The organism is bacterium, assembly GCA_021159335.1.
Taxonomy (GTDB): Bacteria; UBP14; UBA6098; order B30-G16; family B30-G16; genus JAGGRZ01.
On record JAGGRZ010000170.1, the window covers coordinates 1 to 19,562 of the forward strand.

Below are 19,562 nucleotides of genomic sequence, written 5' to 3' on the forward strand. Positions count from 1 at the left end.
GACCAGCGTGGTATAGACCTTGTAATGCTCGAGCTCGACGGCACCGAGAACCTATCGAAACTTGGCGCGAATGCGGTTTTGGGTGTAAGCATGGCTGTCGCACGCGCATCCGCGATGGAGCTTGGAATACCATTGTGGCAGTATCTCGGCGGTGTGGGCGCGAAAACCCTGCCAGTCCCCATGATGAATGTAATAAACGGTGGCGTGCACGCTGACAACAACCTCGACATACAGGAGTTCATGATAGTTCCCGCAGGATTCGAAAGCTTTAGTGATGCACTCAGGGCTGGCTCAGAGATTTATCATCACTTAAAAAAAGTTCTCGAATCTAAAGGGCTTTCAACGGGAGTTGGTGATGAAGGTGGATTTGCGCCAGACCTTGAAAACAATTTCCAGGCGCTGGAGATTATCGCCGAAGCTGTTAAGGCTGCCGGATATGCGCTTGGGAAACAGGTGTTCCTTGCTATTGATGCCGCAGCATCAAGCTTCTTCTCGGATGGCAAATACATGTTCGAGGGTAAAGAACTCACGGCTGAAGAAATGATCGACTATTACAGGCATCTTTTGGGTCATTTTCCGCTCGTCTCCATCGAGGACGGGCTTGCTGAGAACGACTGGTCTGGCTGGGAAAAGCTGCGAACTGAGCTCGGCGACTCTGTTCAGCTTGTCGGTGATGATATATTCGTTACCAATCCCACGATAATCGCCCGGGGAATAAAAGAAAAAATAGCTAATGCCGCACTTATAAAGTTAAATCAGATAGGCACAGTGACCAAAACCCTTGATGCAGTGGAGCTCGCTCACAGAGCCGGCTGGAATACTGTTATCTCCCACAGAAGCGGTGAAACCTGCGACGACTTTATAGCCGACCTTGCGGTAGCAGTGAACTCGGGTCAAATAAAAGCGGGTGCACCATGTCGCGCAGAAAGAGTGGCGAAATACAACAGGTTGCTCGTTATCGAGGAAGAATTAGGAGAAACTGCACATTTCCCGAGTATATCGGAACTCTACCCATGGCTCGGATAGAAAATTTTTGCGATTATAAAAACTTTAAAATTTTTTGTAAAAAATACTTGCCAAATTTTTGCGTTAATACTTATTAGGGGCTTATGGAGGAGGCGAAAATGAGCGACCAACTAATAAGAAAAGTGGAAAAGATGTATATGCGGGACGACCTGCCCGATTTTAAACCCGGCGACACCGTAAAGGTTTACTATAAAATAGTCGAGGGCGATAAGGTTCGAGTGCAGTTCTTCCAGGGAATAGTAATAGCCAAAGATGGCTCAGGCACAAACCAGACATTCACTGTGAGGAAAATAGCCTCAGGTGGTATAGGCGTCGAGCAAATATTCCCGCTCCACTCACCCTCCATAACGAACATTGAAGTAGTAAGAAGAGGTAAAGTGCGTCGGGCGAAACTATATTACCTGCGCGAGAAGGTCGGTAAAGCCGCAAAAGTAAAGGAATTACGCGTAACTAAAAAGGATAAAGAGAAAAACAAGCAAGCTCAGCCAGAACAATCTTAGTTTGCCCAGCAGTTAAAGCCATAACTTTCTGATAGTTGCATTGCCCGACTTATTGGTCGGGTTTTTTATTGTCACGATTAATGATATCGCAAAAGGCAGTAAAAATTTTAAATTTAACTTGACATTTTTAGATAAATCCTTTTAATATTTAAAAGGATGAATTAACATTTTAAAAACCATGAGCAAAGAATTAAAAAACTGCCCGATATGTGGCTCAAAACTAATGGTAACGGAATATCAATGCCCGTCATGCGGAACAAAAATATCAGGCGAATTTTACCCCGAAGAAAGCGCTATAAAGCTTAGCGACGAACAAATGGAAATCCTTAAAATATTCGTTGCAAGCTATGGCAATATTGGTGAGGTAGCACGCTATCTTGGAGTTAGCCGCCCAACAGCGAAAGCGAGAATAAGGCAGATAGGCGAGGCTCTCGGGGCAGAACCATACGAGGTAGAGAGAGTATCGATAAAAGATGTTCTCGATGCGCTTGAGAGAGGCGAAATATCGGTAGATGAAGCTGTGGATAGAATAAAAGGTTCTGGGTAAAAAAAGTCGTTTAAAGCAAAAAATAGGAGGGCATGTTAATGAGCGAAGCAAAGAGAATCCTCGAGATGCTCGAGGACAAAAAAATCACGGTTGAGGAAGCGGAAAGGCTTCTATCGGCTCTCGGCGAATCGGAGAAAAAGGAGAAAGCTAAAAAAGCTCACTGGTTTAAGGTGCGAGTGTTCGAGGGCAACCAGCAAAAACCAAAGGTAAAAATAGACCTCCCACTTGGGCTGGTAAAAGTCTTGGCAAAAATGGGGATGAAATTCTCGGGGAAAATTCCCAAATCGGTAACTGAGAAACTTCAGGAAAAGGGAATCAACATCGACTTAGAAAACCTTGATTCGCTTGACATCGACGAGCTAATAAAGGAAATTTCAAGCTACGGTCCGCTCCATATAGTTGATATCGAGGACGAAGAAAACAAGGTTGAAGTAATAATAGAATAACATGCGCGCAGGAATAGGATTCGATATTCACAGGCTGGTGGAGGGAAGAAAGCTTATTCTCGGTGGAATAGAAGTCCCATACCACAAGGGGCTATTGGGACATTCTGACGGTGATGTGGTTATCCATGCGATAATTGACGCCGTGCTCGGTGCTGCAGCATTGGGAGACATAGGAACGCATTTTCCCGACACCTCAGATGAGTTTGAGGGAATAAGCTCGATAAAACTTTTGAGGTCAACGATAAGAATGCTTGAGGACAAGGGTTTAGGGGTCAAAAATGTTGATGTGACTGTAATAGCTGAGGAGCCGAAACTGTTGCCCTACATTCCTGACATGCGGGAAGTGCTCGCAAAAGAGCTCGGGATAGAAAAGGATAGAGTCTCCATAAAAGCAAAAACCAGCGAGGGGCTTGGCGTGATTGGCGAGAGAAACGCTATAGCATGCCTCGCAATAGCACTCGTCTCTTGAATAAGCGACGCAGCTCCACAGTGTCCTCGCAATATGAGGTCCATTTTATCCCGCAATAACGCGTTTTAAAACTTTTCCCTTGAAAAGGCGGTTACCCATACTTAATTGTGATTAAAATGGCTACGAACGAGAAAAAAGAACTTTTTGGAATACCGCCCGATGAGCTTGGGCATTTTTTCGAGTCCATAGGCGAGAAACGCTTTCGTGCAAAGCAAATATGCAAGTGGATTTATTCCCACGATGTTTTCGACCCTATGGCTATGACCGACCTTCCCATGGCATTGAGAGACTGGCTGTCGGAAAACGCTAAGTTCACACTACCCGAGGTCGTGGAACTGGCTAAATCCGAGGACGGTGCCGTGAAATTCCTGCTCAAACTCTCAGATGGCGAACTCGTTGAAACCGTTTATATACCGAATCCTGAACAAAAAAGGCATACCGTATGCATCTCCTCGCAGATAGGCTGTAAGTTCGGGTGCAGGTTCTGCGCCACAGGCATGATGGGTTTCAGGCGAAATTTGTCATCAACCGAGATAGTAGGACAACTTTACATCGCGAGAAATTACATCCGAGATACAGGCAACCAGCTTACAAATGTGGTCTTTATGGGAATGGGAGAACCTCTCGATAATTTGGATGAGGTTCTAAGAGCAATAAAGGTAATGCTTTCTGATGTGGGATTTGGACTTGGTCATAGAAGAGTCCTGATTTCAACCATAGGAATACCCGACGGTATCGAGAAAATTATTGAAAGCGGACTTAAACCCAAACTCGCCATATCTCTTAACGCTCCTGATGACCAGCTAAGAGCCAAGCTGATGCCCGCGACGAAAAAATATCCGATAAGCTCGTGGCTCCCGCTCGTGCCGAAATATGCCGAATATTCCCGCCGGTGGGTAACATTCGAATATGTTATGTTTGATGGCATCAATGACTCCTTGGTTCACGCCAATGAACTTGTAAAGCTAATAAAAGGACTCCCAGCAAAGGTAAACCTGATTCCGTATAACGAGGTCGATGGAGTTGATTTAAAGCCTCCCGATAGACGAATGGTGCTAAGATTTCAAAGCTACCTTCTTGCCAACGGCATAGTCGCCACGATAAGATATTCAAAAGGCAAGGACATATCGGGTGCCTGCGGGCAGCTTGCTGCCAAGTCAGTTATGAAATGAATTAAATAAAACTGGAGGAGCGATGGACATTCAGATAGAAAAGCAAAATTCGGTTACTATCGTAGTAAGAGGGTATCTGGCTGCCGATGAGGTAAAGAACCGTCTTGAGCAAAAAGTAGCGGAACACGCGAAGAACTTATTCGTGCCAGGGTTCCGTCCGGGGCACGCGCCTAAAGGGCTTATTCTCGCTCGATACGGCGACGCTATAAAAGAACTGGTCAAAGAAGAAATACTTGAGGAGGTTCTTAAGGAAGCGCGGGAGAAAAACGAAGAACTAAAAGAGACACTAACTGTAAGCAAGCCGAAACATGAACCGCTTGAACCGGAAAAGGAATTTGTGGTCGAATACACTATCGAGGTCCCGCCAAAGGTAGAACTGAAACAATACAAGGGTTTCACATTGAAGCGTCCTAAAGTGGAAGTAACTGAGGATGAAGTAAACAGGGAAATACAGGATTTTTTGATAAGGAATGCCCAGTATGTCGAGGTTGAAAGACCTGTTGCCGAGAACGATTATGTTGAGGTTATGTTCACGCGAGAGGGAGATGAGGAACCTGTGCGTGCGCTTATTCCCCTTGATGACCCGGAATATGCCCAGATTTTCAAAGATTTCATAGGGAAAAAATTGGGCGATAAATTCAGTTTAACCCTCGATTTTCCCGATTCTTTTCCAGACAGGCGTTTCCGGGGAACGAAAGGCGAGTTTAACTTCGAGATAATAAAAATCTACGAGCAGAAAATTCCGGAACTGAACGCTGAGTTTTTCAAGAGGATGGGTAAGCCCGAGACTTACACTGAAGAGGAATTCCGAAAAGAGGTCGAGGAATACATTAAAGCACAAAAATCGAGAGCGTCGCAAGATGTGCTTTCCCAGCGCGCGATAGACGAGCTCGTTAAGGCAAACCCCGTGGAGATACCCGAAAACTATTTAATGCTAAGAGTTGACCAATACCTCGCCGAAAAGCTTGGCGGAACAAGAATAACAAAAGAGTCGCTTGATAAACTTCGCGAACAGGTTAAGGAATCGATGAAAAACCAGATAGCATTCGAGTTCATTGCTAAAGCTATAGCGGAGCAGGAAAAAATTGAGGTTACAGACAGCGAAGTAGAGGATGAGATACGGCGGTTGGCATACAGTCAGGGGATAGACCCCAACGCTGCGGTCGAGGTGTTTAAAAAAGACCAAAACAAGCTGGAAGAGGTGCGGGAATCAGTTTTGCGGAGAAAGGTTATTGAGCTCGTCCTTTCTACATGCAAAATAGAGGAGGAGAGCGAAGAGGAGGAAGCTGAAGGGGAAACCGAAGGCGAAAAGGAAAAATCCGAGCAAAAAGTCGCGAAGCCAGAGTCCTCCGCGAAGTCAACAGGTAAGAAAACGACAGCAAAAGGCACCGCCAAGAAAAGTGCGGAGGTGAAAAAAGATGACATGGAACCAGAAAAAGAAAAATAAGAACAACTCAAATATAGAGCCGGATTACTACATAGTTGAGTTCAAGAGCAGGAGGATAGATTACTATATAGATCGGAACCATCTTGGTCTGAAGCGTGGGGATTGGGTTCTTGTTCAAGCGGAACGGGGTCGTGATATGGGGGTGGTTTTCGCGCAAATAAGCAAAAAAGACTTCGAGGCACATTCCCAGCACAAATACGCACTTGAGATTCTTCGCCGCGCGCGAGACGACGAAATAGAAATAATGATGAAGCTTCGCGAGAGGGAGGAGTCAGTTCTCGAAACATGCGAGGAACTGGTTGGTTTCCGAGGATTGAAAATGAAGCTGGTTGACGCAGAATTCCAGTATGATGGCAAAAAACTGACAATTTATTTTACTGCTGAAGAACGCGTTGACTTCCGTGAACTCGTTAAAGACCTTGCTGCCATATACCGCACCCGCATAGAACTGCGACAGATTGGCGTGCGTGACGAAGCAAAAAAGCTCGGTGGAATAGGACCATGCGGAATGCCCCTTTGTTGTGCGACTTTCTTACGGCAGTTCGTGCCTATATCGACTCAAATGGCACGAGCACAAAATCTCGTGGTGAACCCGTCGAAAATATCGGGATTGTGCGAAAGGCTCATGTGCTGCCTCGCTTATGAGATGCCTTTCTACGAAGTTGTGCTTAAGGACTATCCCCATGTCGGTGACGAGGTGACCGCAAAAGACGGAAGAAAAGCCAAGGTAGTCGCTATAGATTATTTTAGAGGATTCGTGAATCTAATATTTGAGGGCGATGAAGAGCCGACCAAGCTCGGAATAATCGAATACAAAAAGCTTTTCAAGTCGGACAAAGAATTTCTTAAAAAGTGGCTTTCCAAAAGCAAAGCTGAAAGCGCAAAAACTGCTAATCAAGAAAAATAACCATGCCACTACCTGAATACTTCGTGGTGATAGCCGCTGCGGGCAAAAGCGAAAGGTTCGGCGGCAAAAACAAACTTCTTGTTGGAGTTCTTGGGAAACCTCTCCTATCCTATACGATAGAAAGAGTCAGGAAAAGCTCTGCCAAAGGGTTCGTGCTCGTTTCAAACAGTGATTTTGAGGATGAATACAAATCAATTGCCGCTCGATATGGCGGCGAGAAATTCATAAAAGCTGTTACTGGTGGGGCGACGCGCAGAATGTCGGTGATTAATGGACTTGAAGCATTGGCAGGATTTGCCTCTGGCGATTCGATAGTTCTCATTCACGATGGCGCAAGACCACTTTGCCCCCCGGAACTTTTTGACCTTTGCGCGGAAAAAGCGCAACAAAGCGACGCAGCAGTGGTGGCGATACCCGTTGCGGATACGCTGAAGGCGGTGGACAATGGCAAGATAGTATCCACGGTGGAACGAAGCAACCTCTGGCGTGCGCAAACTCCTCAAGGTTTCAAGCTTGATGTGATACTTAAGGCGCTAAAACAGGCTCCCCAAAGCATTACCGATGATTCGCAGGCTGTTGAAGCGATGGGCATAAAACCTGTCATCGTGCGTGGAACAGCGCAAAACATTAAAATAACATATCCCGAGGATATAAAAATTTTTGAGGCGTTATTGCGACTATTGACTTAATTTTTTCAGTTTTATCGCGCTAAGCGGACATGCCTTAACGCAATCGCCGCAGCCTGTGCATTTTTCAGGATCAACAACGGCTTTTCCATCGATAACTTTTACGGCGCCATACTTACAAGTGTTCTCGCAAATTTTGCAACCGATGCATTTATCCCTATCAACAACCGCTATGAGCTTTGTCACCGGCTTTTTAGTCGGCTTTTTCTCTATTGGCTTTTCAATTTTTGCGGAATCGGTCTTTGCAGCAAGAGAATCCGTTGTTTTCAAAGTGTCCTTTTTCACCTTGACATCAGTTTTCTCTGCGATTGCGGAGTCAGGGTAAGTCTTCGCTACGGACACCGAAGTATCCTTTTCCGCGGTTTTCTCTCTCAAACTATCATATTTTGCAGAATCAACGGATGCATTCTTTGCTGCGGTCGTGTCATCCTCAGCTGAGGAGTCTACAACTGCCACTATAGCTCCCGTAGGACACGCTTTTATACATATTCCACATCCTGTGCATTTCTCTGGGTCTATAACCGCCTTCCCGTTAACTATGCTTATCGCTCCTACAGGGCACTCAAGCACACATATTCTGCAACCGATGCATTTTTCCGCCACTACCTTATACTTTGTTACCGTCGATGCGAAAAGCGTTGCTAAAATGCCAGCGAGGACCACTAATATTATTAATTTCGATTTCATTTCCTACTACGCGAGAATCGACTCAAATACTTCTTCACATCAATGCGCAGAACGACAAACACCACCAGCGCGTATATAAGTAGGAACAAAGCCACAACCTGCAAGCGATATTTCTTTTTGTAGAAAACACCCCCTGACGGGACATCTGGTATGGGTTGGGGCGCTATTGGTAAGCCATATTTCCGCGCTAATTCCGTCACAGATGTTAAGTTTATGATGGGAACCCCTGACAATCCGAAAATTATCATCGCTCCGCGAATAGGATAGTTAAATCTCGGGAGCCTCTTTATTACGCCGGGTTTAAGCACAGAAAGATTGTGAGCTGAACCTATGGAAGCAAGTCCACCACCAACATTTATGTAAGCCTTGTATTTTTTGTCCTTCGGGATTTTTTCCATATATATCTCGACCCTTTTCCTTATCGCATCAATAAGCGTTGGTTCCTCGATAAGGGTTACGCCATTTCTTTTTATTATTTCTCTGCAAATTTCTCGTCCTTTTGGGGAGAGGTTTGCGCCACGGTCTCCTCTGCCGCCTATAGATGCTGCCGTGCTCCTGTATTTGAAAATTCCTCTCTCAAAAAGAATCCTTTCCATGTCAAGCCACGAGAACTCAGGGTTTGTCGCGCCCCACATCGACGCTCCGACTGACGATATTATTACTGGTATCGCCCCTATTGTTTGAACGGCCGCAAGCACCGCTATGTTAAGCCCTGGCATAGAGCCGGTGTACGATATCGCCACATAGTCCCCCTTTTTAACGCCAGCAGTTTTGAGCATGTCCACAACCACCGCTGCCCAATTGGGATTGGTAGTGGTAAGCTTCGCCTCAAGAACCCCCTGGTCTGTTGTTATAAGAGTGAATTGTGAACCGATAAGACCTGTCGCGTTTGGGTCGGCGATAGTGTCAACGGGAATGTGGGATGAGGAGATGTATGTCCATAATGTTTTCTGTGCGCGCTCAGCCAGCTTTGATGCTTCAAGCTTCTCGTCAAACCAGCGAGCTCTGACGGTGTGAAAGGAAAGCTCAATAACGGTAATAAATAGAAGCCCCAGAAGAGCTAAAATAACGAAAGTAAGTCTGCTTACTCTTGTAGTTCTCCAGAACATTTCAGAACCATGTTATTTCTATGGGCGCGCCGCCCAGTATGAGTATTAATATCATCCTTGCAAGAATGCTGGCTATAACGAGCGTTGATATGGTTTCCACAACACCTTGTCTCTCCATCCAGTATGCGAGCAACCCGGGGATTATGTATCCTATGGGGTCAAGAGGCATTAACGCCGGGATAACTCCTGTGGTCCCCAGTCCTCTTATCGCGGAGCCGATGAGGAAACCAAGCAAAATCGTTAATACTAATCGCCTTCTTCCGTAAACGAGGGCATAGTTTGATATTAATCGAATAAGTGCCACCACGACAAGAGCCGCCAGAACGGTGCCAACAATCTGAAGCGGACGATTCCAGAAAAGCGCCACATATCCTGGCACGACGAGTCCACCGGCAGCCAGCCCCAGGAATTCCGCGAAAAGAAGGCTTATAAGAAGTCCTATACCTATCGAAAGCCAGAGCATTCTTTATCCCCCATCCTTCGACATTCGAGCCTCGTCACTTTGTGGCACAACTCTTACTTCAACTCGTCTATTTATCCTGCGATTTTCAGGCGATGTGTTGGGCACGAGAGGGTCGTCCTCACCATGCCCCACGACCTCGAACTTAAGCGGCGTTCGCGACTTTCTCATAAGGTAATTCGCCACGACTTTCGCTCTCCTTATGGAAAGGTCAAGATTATATCTTGAGTTGCCTATGTCGCAGGTGTATCCCTCAACGACGACCTTTATTGGCTTATTGGTTTTCGGCAAAAGAGCTATGAAAGAGTCGAGCACAGCTTTGCCTACCCTCAAAAGGCGGGCATTGTTAGGATATAAAAAGGGAACTCTAAATCCCTCGATAAGCTCGTGTGGTATAGGCACATCATCTCTTTTTGCTACAATAACAGGTTTTGGCTTCGGCGTTCCGGGAGCCTTGTATTGAGCTATTCTCTTTTTCGCGCCCCAGCGAAGCACGACATGATGAACTGAGCCGTCAGTATCGGACACGGCGGGAGTATACACAATCGTCCAGCCGCCAACGAGAACATCGCAAAGTGAATACGGGTCATCGCTGTGAAGGAAGAAGCCATCCATCTGGCGGGTTATATCCGCAAGGACAGGGTTTACCTCGCCGCCTATCTGAAGTATAGTCATTGGTATTTCTCTAAGTTTTGCGGCCCATAGTGCATCGTCGAGCCTGAATCCAGCGTCTGCGCTCGCATCGGATACGACGACTATCGCTCCAAGCTTGCCGGGTATGCTATCAAGCGCAAGAAAAATGCCCTGCGCAAGCGATGAACCGTTAGGTTTCGGGGCTGGAAGTTTGCTCAGGTCAATACTTTTTAGTTTATCCCCGCTCGTCGGTGGTAAAGCCCAAACTGCTTTCTTCCCGAACCTTACTATGCCTATTTTTAGCCTTGGGAAAGCTTCTGCTACCGACTTTATAATGCTGTCCGCCACGCCTATCAGAGCTTGCATGCTCCCGCTGTAGTCCTCAACAAAAACGAGAACGCCAACGGTATCTTTTATAGCTCTTACCGCGGTAAAGTCGAGCTCATCGGATTCATCGTTAACTGTTTCGATAAGTACGGCTTTGTTGGGGTCGAAGTCCTCAGCGCAGAAGTAAAGAGTAACATTTTCGGGAAAACCCCGAGAGTCAACTTTAACGCTGTGCTCAACGATCTCGACAGGTCTGAATATGAACAACTCTTTCTTACCAGCGCACCCGTAAAAAAGCAGAAACAGAAAGGCTACAAAAACGAAAACTATTTTCCACCTAAAAATCATTTATATAAAAAACCATCATCTGCACATAAAATAAAGCAAAATTTAATTGGCAAAATACTACAGAGTCAATAATTAAGGGTTTGACTAAAATTTCGCTCCTAATTTCATCGAAATTGCTTTTACACTATAGCTTCGTAAAGCCTCAATATTTGGATTATGCTCACTTGTCGCTTTCCTGAGGCGCAATTTGCCGCCAAGTTCTAACCACCACTTTGGGGTCAGATAAAACCTTGCTGACCCGCTTAGATAAAGAAACCTGTCCACTCTGCCAAGATGCAAGGGATCAAGCCAGTAGGGTTTCTGCGATGTGTAGATTCTGAATCTGGCATCCGCCGTAAGAGAAAGTTCAACATTTCTCTCAAAAGCGTTAAACCTCCTGCTCAAAGAAAACACGAACCTATCCTGTTCGTAGGAGATGTCGCTTTCGTCCGATGTTAGAACATTCTCTCCCGATTGGTCGTATCCTCGCGCAATGCTCTTTTTGAAGTAATATTTTGTGCTTATGTCGATAGCTCCACGCCAAGTCAGCTCGCCCCCCAACCTGTATTGTCTCGAATCATACTCTGGAAAATAATCGTTGTAACGCAGGAATGCATAATAGATGATGACCCCAGCGTACATACCCCTAATGAGTCTTCTTCTTAGGTATAGTGAACCTGACATTCGCATGTATTCTGCCCATTGGTAGGAATCGCTTTCCGGGTCGTAATATGCTCTGGAACAGTAATACGGCACAAATCCAAAGGTGATTCTTGCATAATTTTTTCTTGAACGCGCCCTCAGGGAAACCGAACCCGAAAGGTAATTAAGCTCGCCGTTTATAGCGTGGAAAACATAGGTTCCGCTCAAAAAAACTGCCATTTTAAAGTTGCGGAATCTGCCCAGCTTTATTTGATGGTTTATCCCGAGACGGAATCTGTTGTCATCAAGGGAGCCAAGAAGGTAACTTCTTTCACGACGCAGAAACATTGACCTCTCGGAGTCCGAAAGCGCGCAAACATTGTCGATGTATTGCATCTCGAGGCTTATCTCGGTCGCCGAAGCCAATGCCATCCCAACAAGAAGAAGGACGACCATTTTCCATTGAGTAAAATTCATGTTACGAAAAAATGTCAATACAATTATGAAAATCAAAGCATAATGTTTTTCCGCCCGGAAGAAATTTGTTGCGCAAAGTTTTTTGATGGATAAAAATAAAGCCAGCGATGCTAAGTATGAAAAAGATAAGGCACATAATATTTTTTTGCACGGGTAACACCTGCCGTAGCCCTATGGCGGAGGGTATTGCCAGAAAAATTCTCGCCAAAAGGGGCGTTGCCGATGTGAAAGTGGAATCATACGGTCTTCTGGACCTTGGCAGTGTGCCGCCCGCATTTCCCGCGCAGATAGCATGCGCTGCTCATGGTATAAACATATCTGCCCACAGGTCGCAGAAAATAACCAAACAGGTGGCCGAAAAAGCCGACCTGATACTAACCATGGAACGCATGCATGTGGATTGGCTTATCGAAAATGTATCTGAAAAGCTTGCGAGAAAGGCTTTTCTCATAACCGAATTCGGGCGGTCCGACCATCCTGCCGGGGAGGAACCAATGGAAATACCCGACCCCGTGGACGAACCACAGAGAAGTTACAATAGGGTTTTCAAAATGCTTGAGAACGAAATCGAAAGAATAATAAGTTATCTTATAACTGAGGACAAAATTTGAATAAAAGAAGCTCTTAAAACTTGACAAAAAGATATAGGAATCTTAATATTCTTGCTTTTTTAAAACGGTGGGGTTAAACTAAACAAAGGAGAGAGCGATGAAGATAAGAATCGATGAGGAAACTTGCATTGCCTGTGGAATTTGTTCACAAATGTGTCCAGAGGCATTTGAGCCTCGCGAAGAGGACGGGATAGCAGTAGTAATAGCAAGCGAGGAGGAGCTTGACAATATCGAATGCGTCCAGGAGGCGATAGATAATTGCCCCACGGGCGCAATAATAGTTGAAGAATGATTAACCAAAAAAGTGATAGGGGCGTTTTCTCACAAGACTTCCTTGAACGCGTAGTAGAGGCAACTAACATAATTGCTATATACAGCAAATACACTACCTTAAAAAAATCTGGCAAAAACTATATGGGTTTGTGCCCGTTCCACCGTGAGAAGACGCCCAGTTTTTCTGTAGACCCCGATAGAGGACTTTTTTATTGTTTCGGCTGCGGAAAAGGCGGCAACATTTTCACCTTCCTTATGGAAAAGGAAGGTTTTTCTTTTTACGAAGCAGTAGAATACCTCGCCAAGCAAGCCGGAATTCCAGTTCCCAAGCGACGAGGAGCTTTATCTCGCAACGAAGCTCAAAACAGAGCAGTCGAGATAGCTTACGAATTTTTCAGGAAGCAACTGTTTTCACCGTCGGGCGAGAAAGCGCGAGATTACCTCTCCAAAAGAGGCATAAAATCACAGCTTATAAGAGAAGTAGGGATAGGCTTCGCCCCGGAGGGGTGGGATAACCTGTTGAAATACATAACGACACGAAGGCTGGATACAAAGCCTTTTGAGGAGGTTGGTCTGCTGGTGAGAAATCCTGAGACAGGCTCCGTTTACGACCGGTTTCGCAATGGTATAATATTCCCCATAAAAAGCGTTTCAGGGCGTGTGGTTGGTTTTGCCATGCGGACACTTGATGAGGACCCCGAAAAACCAAAATACATTAACAGCCCAGATTCTACGCTTTATCACAAGGGCAAAATCCTTTTTGGGCTTGATAGGGCAAAAAAAGCGATACGGCAAAAAGGGTTTGCTGTGATTGTTGAGGGTTACTTCGATGTGCTATCACTCTGGCAAGCGGGTATTGAGAATGTGGTTGCTGGCTGCGGGACTGCATTCACCACCGACCATGCCCAGGCGTTGCTGCGTTTCACCGATGAAGCTGTGCTTTTTTTCGACGGCGACGATGCTGGCCTTGCGGCAACATATCGTGCGCTTATTCCATTGCTTTCAAGCGGATTCATAGCAAAAATAGCAAGACCACCCGAAGGTCTCGACCCAGATGATTTGGCAAGAAAGTTTCCCAAGCAAAAAGTAGAGGAGATAGTCGGTAAAGCCACTGATTGGCTCGAATTCAGCGTAGAAATAGCAAGAAAAACTGAAGCTATCGAAACTGTCGAGGGGAAAATAAGGCTTGTGGATAGACTCGCAAAATACATAAACGCTATTGGTGACGAAATGACTAAAGCCCTTTACACGAAAAGGCTGGCGGAAAAATTTGAACTTAGCGAATCCTCTGTGGCAAAAAGAATAGCCAAATCCAAGGAAACAAAAACATTCGCCGAGATTGATACAGCAAGCAAGACCCCCGTTGTATCTGACAAATATGCCAAAATAGAGCTCGAGCTTATATCGATGATGATAGCCAACCCACTCGTAGGGGAAATTGTTGACGAGGAGCTTTTTGAGCTTTATCGTGGTGCTGTGAGAGTTCTTAAATCTCAGATAGATAGGCAGGGGTCGTGTTCCGCTGAAGCGTTAACCGATGTTCTTGAGGAAAAAGCGATGAGCTACATAACGAAAACTCTTTTGAGCCGTAAAAGCGCCCCCACACAAAAGGAGGCAGAGATAATTTTAAATCAACTGAGAAAAAGAAGATTGGAAAAAGAAAAAGAGAAATTATATTTATTAATGCGCGAAGCTCAAAAGGAGGGGGACACATCCAGAGCAGCGGAAATAAGCAACAAGATAGCTATTATTCAACGGAAAATTCTCGAATTGAGATAGAGGATTAATTTATGCATTCTGACGACGAAAAACTAATTCTCGTTGAGCAGTTGCTCGAGCATCTTGGGGACAGGAAAAGCATAACATTGGACGAGGTCCAGAAAATCCTTAAGGATACGAGATTCGCTGGCAAATTCACCATAGACGACCTTATTGATTGCCTTAGCGCCGCTGGGATAACCGTTGTAGGAATCCACCCGCTGAAAAAAACTGAAGACCCACTCACGATGTATTTCAAGGACATAGGCGATGTAAAAATTCTCGACAAAGATGAGGAGATAAAGATTGCAAAAAGACTTCGGGCAACCCTCGAAAGATTTCAGGATTATGTTCCCATGACGACTGTCTCAGTTGAGCACCTTCTTAGAATCGGGAAAAAGCTCGAGCTGGGGCTCATAAGCATAGATGATTTTACCATAACCTCGTTCAGACCATCCGATGTTAAACCAACTCGTCATAGAGCTGAAATACTAACCTCACTGAAGCGGGTGGAAATCCTTTACCGAAAAAAGCTCGTGCCGTTCATTCACTCGGCTAAAAAGGCGAGCATAGGCCAGGCAACATACTGGCAACGCAAGGAATGGTATTACAGGCAACTGCTCGACTATGTTAAGAAAATTAATCCTTCCTATCGAGTTCTCGAGCAAATTCTTCCCGTGCTTACGAATATAAAACGAATATACGACCAGTTTAAGGACAACATCGAAGAAACGCTAAGCCTTGCGGGGATTACATTCGAGCAGATTGAAGAGCTCTATAAAACGCCAAAAACGAAAAGACGAAAGCTCGCCAAGGAAATGGGTATATCAGATGTTGTGGCTGAAAGCGCACTCAAGGAATATCGCAAATTCAAGCTTCTCGAGGATAGAATATCGGATATTTCGCTTCTACCACCCAAAATTTTATTCGAGGAGATAGACGAACTACGCAAACTTCGCGCCCAATACGAGCAGGACCGCGAAACGCTTCTCAAATCAAATGTCAGGCTTGTTGTGAACATTGCCCAGAATTACATCAATCAGGGTGTTGACTATCTTGACCTTATTCAGGAGGGCAATCAGGCGCTTATACGCGCTATAGAGCGTTTTGACCCGAGCAAGGGATACAGAGTTTCAACATACGCCATATGGTGGATACGGCAGGCGATGCTTAAGGCTATAGCTGAGCAGGGGCAGGCGGTAAGAATACCCACATACCTCGCGCAATGGGCGAGAAAATACTCTCGGGTTGTCCACGACCTGACGCAGAGATACGGCAGAGAGCCTACTAAAGAGGAAATAGCTGAAGAGCTCGGAATAACGGTTCATGAGCTTAGCAACATGCTTCAAGCGATACAGGGGCAGATATCGCTGGACAGAAAACTCGGGCACGAGGAGGATTCCAAAACATTGGGCGAGCTTCTCGAGGATACATCCATACAGGCACCAGACTACGAGTTGCGAATACAGCAACTAAAAGAGGAGATAAGCAAACTTTTGAGCCTTCTTGATGAGCGCGAGGCGAAAGTTATATCCCTTCGATTTGGTCTTGAGGACAATTATCCAAGAACACTCGACGAGATAGGGCGGATTTTCGGTCTTTCGCGAGAAAGAATAAGGCAAATAGAAGCACGAGCATTAAGAAAGCTTCGAAAACCATTCAAACTTCGAGAGCTTCAACAATACCTCAAAGAAGAATAGCAAGGAGCAAGAGATGGCTGTTACCGTTGGTCGGGAAGACCGAGGCGACATAAAGATAACAGTTGAACTGGCACCTGAAGGTCATGGCATAGAAGTAGAGCTTGAATCAAGCCTTGAACGCCTCTACGGGGAGTCCATAAGGGAACAAATAAAAAATGAACTGAAAAAATTTGGTATAGCGGACGCAAAGGTTAAATGTATTGACGATGGCGCGCTTCCATATGTTATATCAGCGCGCGTGGAAGCCGCAGCAAGATTGCTTCTGGGAGAGGGCGAAGATGAAAGATAGAATAAGGCGAAGCAGACTCTACATGCCAGCTAACAATCCATACCTTTCGCAGAACGCATTCCTTTTTGGCGCGGATTGCATAATACTCGACCTTGAGGACTCAGTTCCACCATCGGAGAAGTTCTCAGCACGAATCCTCCTTAAACACATTCTTCTTAATGTCGATTTCGGTGAGAGTGAACGCGCGGTAAGAATAAATCCGCTATCAAGCCCATTTGGCAGGAAAGACCTTGAGGAAATCGTTCCCGCAGAACCCGATATGATAGTTATTCCAAAAGCCGAATCCGCCGAAGATGTGAGAATAGTCGATGAGATGGTAAACGAAATAAAACTGAAACATGGCATCGAAAAAGATATATACTACATGGCAATAATAGAGAGCGCGAAAGGGGCTCTTAACTCATACGACATAGCTTCAGCGTGCGAGAGAATGGCTGTGTTAGCCTTCGGCGCCGAGGATTTCACCCGTGACATAGGAGCAGCGCGAAGCCGTGAGGGCAAAGAAACATTTGTAGCACGAAGTCTCGTGGTTATGGGCGCAAAAGCCGCGGGGATTCAAGCATCGGACACGGTTTGGAGCGACATAGAGGATGTGGAGGGTTTGCGGGCAAGCACAGAGGAGGCAAAAGCTCTTGGTTTTGACGGCAAAGGAGCGATTCACCCCTCGCAGGTTGAAATCATAAACGAGGTATTCACGCCAACGGCTGAGGAGATAGAATACGCAAAGAAAGTTATTGAGGCTTTTGAGGAAGCAAAGCGAAAAGGAAGCGCCGTGGTGGCGCTTGGAAGAAAGATGATAGATCCACCAATAGTAAAGAGGGCTGAGAGAATAATAAGGATTGCCCAAAAACTCGGCCTTTTGGAAGACAATGTGAAAAGATAAGTATAAATTCTAAAATAAGGAGGAAACCATGGCGTTTAAGAATGGAATGGCGGTGCCAGATGAAAACTGCAAAGGCTTCAAGGAAGCCAAATACATCTGGATGAACGGCGAATTCGTGGAGTGGAAAGATGCAAAAATCCATGTTTTATCGCATGTGGTCCATTACGGTTCATCGGTTTTCGAGGGGATCAGGGCATACAAAAATCCGAAAGGAACAGCAATTTTTCGTTTGAAGGAGCACACGGATAGGCTTTTTAATTCGGCAAAAATTTATCGGATGGAAATCCCTTTCACCAAGGATGAGATAAACGAAGCCATAAAGGAAACCATCCGTAAAAACGGGGTTGAGTCGTGCTACATTCGTCCGCTTGTTTATCGTGGCTACAACTCGCTCGGCGTTGACCCGCGATGCTGCCCTGTTGAGGTCGCCATAGCGGTGTGGGAATGGGGTAAATATCTTGGTGCTGAAGCGCTCGAGCGCGGCGTCGATGTAAGAGTGTCGTCATGGAACAGAATGGCACCAAACACATTCCCTGCTGCAGCGAAAGCCGGCGCGAATTATATGAACTCACAGCTCATCAAGATGGAAGCGTTGCTTGACGGCTATGTTGAGGGTATCGCACTCGATGTTAACGGGTATGTTTCTGAGGGCAGCGGCGAGAACCTATTCATTGTTATGAACGGCAAACTTATAACTCCCCCCCTCGGTGCGTCAATACTTGCTGGCATAACTCGCGATTCAGTAATACGAATAGCAAAGGACTCGGGAATAGAAGTAGAGGAAACCCTTATTCCCCGCGAATTCCTTTACATAGCCGACGAGGTATTTTTCACCGGTTCCGCAGCTGAGATAACCCCCATAGCGTCAGTTGACAGAATCCCAGTAGGTAGTGGGAAACGAGGTCCAATAACCAAAATGCTTCAGGAGAAGTTTTTCGACATCGTTGAAAACGGCAACGACCCATACGGATGGCTTGAGTATGTGTGATAAGCCCAACGGTGGATAATGTCACTTCTTGAGGTTATCGGCTTGACGAAGCGCTACCAATCACGCTGGGTGGCGCTATCCGATGTTACTTTTAGCCTCGATGAAGGTGAATTCGCTTTTCTGGTGGGACCATCCGGAGCAGGGAAATCAACGCTTATATCGATAATTCTTGCTGAGATTCCGCCCGATAAAGGCAAAGTAATTTTCGATGGAGTGGACATAACTACCTTAAGTCGCAAAGAAATACCTTTCTACAGACGAAAACTTGGTGTAATATTTCAGGACTTCAGACTTCTTCCAGATAAGACCGCATGGGAAAATGTGGCTTTCGCACTTTATGTGTGCGGCTATCCGAAAAAATACATTCGCCAGCGCACGGGTGAGCTTCTCTCGCAGGTTGGTCTACTTCACAAGGCGCGAGCTTACCCTCAAGAACTCTCCGGCGGCGAACAGCAGAGAGTAGCCATTGCACGCGCATTAGTTCACTCCCCGCTTTTACTTCTCGCCGACGAACCCACGGGAAACCTTGACCCAAATTCTATTGACGAGATAATGGAACTTCTTATCGAGATAAACTCGCAGGGAACAGCAATTCTTATGGCAACGCACAATATTGAACTCGTGGAAAGATTCGGTTTCAGGGTTATTGAGCTTGCTGAGGGTCGGTTAATAGGCGACAGGCCGGGAAGAAAGCCAAAGTAGAATTTGAAAAAAAAATAATATTACTAAAAACTTTCGGGCACTTTCGTAAACCTTATCTGTTTTCGACCGAACGGTGCTTCGTCATATTTTATAGTAACAAGTCCATTCTGCACGATTTTAAACAAAAGCGTTTTTGAAAGTTTTTCCTTCCCATATCGGCTTGTGTATCCAGTTAAGGTTAGCTTCAGCGTGTCGGCGTTCTGCTGCCATTTGCCCTCCTCAGCGTAATCACCATATGGTCTGCCGATGTAGATGTTGCTTCTAAGTGCGTTGCCGTTTTTGAAAATGTGGAGAATAATCACCCTGCCCACTCCAGACGCAGAAGGTAGCTTAACAACATACATACCCACAGGCGAAAGCGGGTTTGTCGGGATGCTATCAATCGGCTGTTTTGGGGTAATTTCCGATGGAAGGCTATCGCAGAAACCAATGGCTGTGAAAGCAAGCAATGCAATAAGAATTAGGTACTTCATGTTATTATAGACCTCCTTTTGAC

Annotated in this window: 23 protein-coding genes; 17 read left to right on the forward strand and 6 right to left on the reverse strand. The window is 45.7% G+C overall.

Annotated elements, in window-relative coordinates; genetic code table 11:
* The 9 genes from eno to ispD form a co-directional block, all read left to right on the forward strand.
* Positions 1 to 1,026: phosphopyruvate hydratase (gene eno / locus J7J62_09345; GenBank protein ID MCD6125357.1), on the forward strand; the 1,026-nt coding region annotated here is incomplete at its 5' end.
* Positions 1,027 to 1,124: 98 nt separating this feature from the next.
* On the forward strand, positions 1,125 to 1,526 hold the full coding sequence (rplS, locus tag J7J62_09350; GenBank protein MCD6125358.1) for a 50S ribosomal protein L19: 402 nt from the start codon (positions 1,125 to 1,127) through the stop codon (positions 1,524 to 1,526).
* 178 nt (positions 1,527 to 1,704) lie between these two features.
* Positions 1,705 to 2,073: a DUF2089 domain-containing protein gene (locus J7J62_09355; GenBank protein ID MCD6125359.1), complete on the forward strand. Its 369-nt coding sequence runs from the start codon at positions 1,705 to 1,707 to the stop codon at positions 2,071 to 2,073.
* Between the two features lie 38 nt (positions 2,074 to 2,111).
* The gene (locus J7J62_09360; GenBank protein MCD6125360.1) at positions 2,112 to 2,519 is read left to right on the forward strand and encodes a hypothetical protein; all 408 of its coding nucleotides are present in this window, start codon (positions 2,112 to 2,114) and stop codon (positions 2,517 to 2,519) included.
* Position 2,520: 1 nt separating this feature from the next.
* Positions 2,521 to 2,988, forward strand: a complete 468-nt coding sequence (locus J7J62_09365; GenBank protein ID MCD6125361.1) for a 2-C-methyl-D-erythritol 2,4-cyclodiphosphate synthase — start codon at positions 2,521 to 2,523, stop codon at positions 2,986 to 2,988.
* Between the two features lie 116 nt (positions 2,989 to 3,104).
* Positions 3,105 to 4,160 carry a 23S rRNA (adenine(2503)-C(2))-methyltransferase RlmN gene (rlmN, locus tag J7J62_09370; GenBank protein ID MCD6125362.1) on the forward strand — a complete coding sequence of 352 codons (1,056 nt, stop codon included), beginning with the start codon at positions 3,105 to 3,107 and terminating at the stop codon, positions 4,158 to 4,160.
* Positions 4,161 to 4,182: 22 nt separating this feature from the next.
* The gene (gene tig / locus J7J62_09375; protein ID MCD6125363.1) at positions 4,183 to 5,607 is read left to right on the forward strand and encodes a trigger factor; all 1,425 of its coding nucleotides are present in this window, start codon (positions 4,183 to 4,185) and stop codon (positions 5,605 to 5,607) included.
* Positions 5,579 to 6,514 (forward strand): stage 0 sporulation protein, encoded by a 936-nt coding sequence (locus J7J62_09380; GenBank protein ID MCD6125364.1) that lies wholly within the window; start codon positions 5,579 to 5,581, stop codon positions 6,512 to 6,514. Before tig ends, J7J62_09380 begins: the two co-directional genes overlap by 29 nt.
* 2 nt (positions 6,515 to 6,516) lie before the next feature.
* A complete protein-coding gene (gene ispD / locus J7J62_09385) occupies positions 6,517 to 7,203 on the forward strand; it encodes a 2-C-methyl-D-erythritol 4-phosphate cytidylyltransferase (protein MCD6125365.1) in 687 nt (228 codons plus the stop codon).
* On the opposite strand, the gene J7J62_09390 is transcribed toward ispD, so the two are convergent.
* The 5 genes from J7J62_09390 to J7J62_09410 form a co-directional block, all read right to left on the reverse strand.
* Entirely contained in the window at positions 7,192 to 7,887 is a 696-nt protein-coding gene (locus tag J7J62_09390; protein MCD6125366.1) for a 4Fe-4S binding protein, read from the reverse strand. The two genes, ispD and J7J62_09390, sit on opposite strands and share 12 nt — an antisense overlap.
* Positions 7,884 to 8,996 (reverse strand): poly-gamma-glutamate system protein, encoded by a 1,113-nt coding sequence (gene pgsW, locus J7J62_09395; GenBank protein ID MCD6125367.1) that lies wholly within the window; start codon positions 8,994 to 8,996, stop codon positions 7,884 to 7,886. Before pgsW ends, J7J62_09390 begins: the two co-directional genes overlap by 4 nt.
* Before the next feature lies 1 nt (position 8,997).
* Positions 8,998 to 9,459 carry a poly-gamma-glutamate biosynthesis protein PgsC gene (gene pgsC / locus J7J62_09400; GenBank protein MCD6125368.1) on the reverse strand — a complete coding sequence of 154 codons (462 nt, stop codon included), beginning with the start codon at positions 9,457 to 9,459 and terminating at the stop codon, positions 8,998 to 9,000.
* Positions 9,460 to 9,462: 3 nt separating this feature from the next.
* Entirely contained in the window at positions 9,463 to 10,764 is a 1,302-nt protein-coding gene (locus J7J62_09405) for an OmpA family protein (protein ID MCD6125369.1), read from the reverse strand.
* Positions 10,765 to 10,848: 84 nt separating this feature from the next.
* Positions 10,849 to 11,862, reverse strand: coding sequence for a hypothetical protein (locus J7J62_09410; protein ID MCD6125370.1), 1,014 nt, complete (start codon positions 11,860 to 11,862; stop codon positions 10,849 to 10,851).
* Between the two features lie 116 nt (positions 11,863 to 11,978).
* Between J7J62_09410 and J7J62_09415 the strand changes: the two genes are divergently transcribed.
* The 8 genes from J7J62_09415 (at position 11,979) to ftsE (ending at position 19,066) form a co-directional block, all read left to right on the forward strand.
* Complete coding sequence (locus J7J62_09415) at positions 11,979 to 12,473, forward strand: hypothetical protein (protein MCD6125371.1); 495 nt, start codon at positions 11,979 to 11,981, stop codon at positions 12,471 to 12,473.
* A 97-nt stretch (positions 12,474 to 12,570) separates the two neighbouring features.
* Positions 12,571 to 12,765, forward strand: coding sequence for a ferredoxin (locus tag J7J62_09420; GenBank protein ID MCD6125372.1), 195 nt, complete (start codon positions 12,571 to 12,573; stop codon positions 12,763 to 12,765).
* Positions 12,762 to 14,525, forward strand: a complete 1,764-nt coding sequence (locus tag J7J62_09425) for a DNA primase (GenBank protein MCD6125373.1) — start codon at positions 12,762 to 12,764, stop codon at positions 14,523 to 14,525. The genes J7J62_09420 and J7J62_09425 overlap by 4 nt, the downstream gene beginning before the upstream one ends.
* An 11-nt stretch (positions 14,526 to 14,536) precedes the next feature.
* On the forward strand, positions 14,537 to 16,204 hold the full coding sequence (locus tag J7J62_09430) for a sigma-70 family RNA polymerase sigma factor (GenBank protein ID MCD6125374.1): 1,668 nt from the start codon (positions 14,537 to 14,539) through the stop codon (positions 16,202 to 16,204).
* A 13-nt stretch (positions 16,205 to 16,217) separates the two neighbouring features.
* The gene (locus tag J7J62_09435) at positions 16,218 to 16,493 is read left to right on the forward strand and encodes a citrate lyase acyl carrier protein (protein MCD6125375.1); all 276 of its coding nucleotides are present in this window, start codon (positions 16,218 to 16,220) and stop codon (positions 16,491 to 16,493) included.
* The gene (locus J7J62_09440) at positions 16,483 to 17,376 is read left to right on the forward strand and encodes an HpcH/HpaI aldolase/citrate lyase family protein (protein MCD6125376.1); all 894 of its coding nucleotides are present in this window, start codon (positions 16,483 to 16,485) and stop codon (positions 17,374 to 17,376) included. The genes J7J62_09435 and J7J62_09440 overlap by 11 nt, the downstream gene beginning before the upstream one ends.
* A 46-nt stretch (positions 17,377 to 17,422) precedes the next feature.
* Complete coding sequence (locus tag J7J62_09445; GenBank protein ID MCD6125377.1) at positions 17,423 to 18,364, forward strand: branched-chain amino acid transaminase; 942 nt, start codon at positions 17,423 to 17,425, stop codon at positions 18,362 to 18,364.
* Positions 18,365 to 18,382: 18 nt separating this feature from the next.
* Positions 18,383 to 19,066 carry a cell division ATP-binding protein FtsE gene (gene ftsE / locus J7J62_09450; protein MCD6125378.1) on the forward strand — a complete coding sequence of 228 codons (684 nt, stop codon included), beginning with the start codon at positions 18,383 to 18,385 and terminating at the stop codon, positions 19,064 to 19,066.
* A gap of 23 nt (positions 19,067 to 19,089) precedes the next feature.
* Here ftsE and J7J62_09455 read toward each other — a convergent pair whose 3' ends face one another.
* Complete coding sequence (locus tag J7J62_09455; protein ID MCD6125379.1) at positions 19,090 to 19,539, reverse strand: hypothetical protein; 450 nt, start codon at positions 19,537 to 19,539, stop codon at positions 19,090 to 19,092.
* Positions 19,540 to 19,562: the final 23 nt, after the last annotated feature.